The 1,784-nt window shown below is 41.0% G+C and carries 1 protein-coding gene and 1 pseudogene; one reads left to right on the top strand and one right to left on the bottom strand.

Annotated features, from left to right (window positions below):
- Window positions 1–420: pseudogene (locus CXF78_RS16320) on the bottom strand (catalase-peroxidase); the annotation flags it as partial.
- 431 nt (window positions 421–851) lie between these two features.
- Here CXF78_RS16320 and CXF78_RS16315 point away from each other — a divergent pair.
- The gene (locus tag CXF78_RS16315) at window positions 852–1,661 is read left to right on the top strand and encodes a phosphate/phosphite/phosphonate ABC transporter substrate-binding protein (protein WP_102037370.1); all 810 of its coding nucleotides are present in this window, start codon (window positions 852–854) and stop codon (window positions 1,659–1,661) included.
- Window positions 1,662–1,784: the final 123 nt, after the last annotated feature.

The following is a 1,784-nucleotide window of genomic DNA, read 5'->3' as shown; positions in this document are numbered from 1 at the left end:
GCCCCCTCGGCCATCAAGGGTGCGATAGGTACCTGCACTGTGCCATGTCATACGGATAAAAAAGGGGCCATAGTTGCCATAATCTGACGGCCACCAATCTTGAGATGTGGTCAGTAACGCATTAATGTCTAGTTTGACTTTATCAAGATCTAGGCTGTTAAATGCCTTGGCGTAGTCAAAGTTTTCGCCATAAGGATTAGAGCGCTTATCGTGGTCACGCAGCGCAGATAGATTAAGTTGATCAGGCCACCAAAATTGATTCGTTCTTGCTTGGTTTTCTAATGCTACACCAGTTCCAACAGCTCCTTTGGGCTTGGTCATTTCTGACTTTTCGTTATTGCTGGCGAAAGCAGAGCCGGATATAAGCAGCATGCTGACAAAACCCGCGAGTACTTTTTGATTAAATAATGGATGTTTCATAGTTAGCTTCCTTAAAGTTAACGCATCTTCGCTTCATGTGAAGATGTATGGTTACGCTAAAACACAAAACCTAATTAACCACTCAAGCTATTAACTATCCATTTGATGTACTCGAGGATTAAAATCAGGGCTTAAATTACTAGGCGAAACCAGAGTATAGGAAAGTATCTAAATGGTAGGTGCGAATAAAAACGATTGTTCTAATCTGAAAAAGTGATGCTAATGAATAATAAAAAGAAGAGGGAAGATAATAAGTAAGTGGGGGACACACTGATTATTCGCTGACTTATATCGCAATATTTATCGGTAAATAGTAGCAAGCAAAAGCATTTCTTATTGAATGGACCTGAATTCAGATAATAATGTTATGGTGACTTGGTCAGTATTTTACTAAGCTAATCAATGACGGCAAACGATTATTTGGAGCACCAATGAAGTATGTAGTAGCGATATTATGTTTGATTCAAAGCTCGTGGTTGTTGGCTCAAGAGTATACGTTTGGGGTGGTGCCGCAATATGAGCCGCAAAAGTTGAATGCAATTTGGCAACCTTTACTTGACCAGGTGAGTGAACAGACGGGGGTGACGATTAAGTTAATCACTGTTGAGTCTATACCTGTATTTGAACAAGCTTTTGCCAATGGCGAGTATGATTTTGCTTACATGAACCCTTGGCACTGTGTCATCGCTAACGAAAAACAAGGTTATTTGCCGTTAATAAAAGATGCAGGGCGCCAACTGCAAGGTGTGTTAGTGGTGAATAAAAATAGCGGCATAGACGATGTTAGCCAGTTAGAAGGTGCCGAAATTGCTTTTCCGGCGCCTAATGCATTGGGGGCGTCATTATTAATGCGTGCTGATTTAGCGCAGTTGTATGGGCTAACAATAAAGCCGGTTTATGTACAAACCCACTCTTCGGTTTATTTAAATGTGGCATTAAACTCGACTAAGGCTGGCGGTGGCGTGCTAGGTACGCTAAAACAGCAACCGCAAAACCTACAAGACAAGCTTAAAATTATTTATAAAACCCGCAAAATAAGTCGTCATCCTATTGTGGCTCACCCAAGAGTGGATCCTGCCATTCAGCAAAAAGTACAACAAGCTATTTTAGATATAGGCCAAAGTGAAGAGCACAAACACTTGCTTGCAGGTATTCCAATTATTAAACCCAGCATTGCAACTTTAGCTGAATATCAGCAGTTAACTCAGTGGGGGTTACGCTTATTTTATGTTGAAAATTAATTGGTGGCACAGTTTACGGGCACAGAGTTTTATTGCCGTAATGGCGTTTGGTTTTTTACTTGCCTGTTTATTTATTTTTTATGCGCTGCCAGAGCAAGCCCGCTGGGTGAATGATGATCTCTC

Origin of the sequence: Shewanella sp. 11B5 (assembly GCF_002836795.1) — a bacterium.
GTDB classification, from domain to species: domain Bacteria; phylum Pseudomonadota; class Gammaproteobacteria; order Enterobacterales; family Shewanellaceae; genus Shewanella; species Shewanella frigidimarina.
This window is presented reverse-complemented; position numbering and strand designations above follow the sequence as displayed.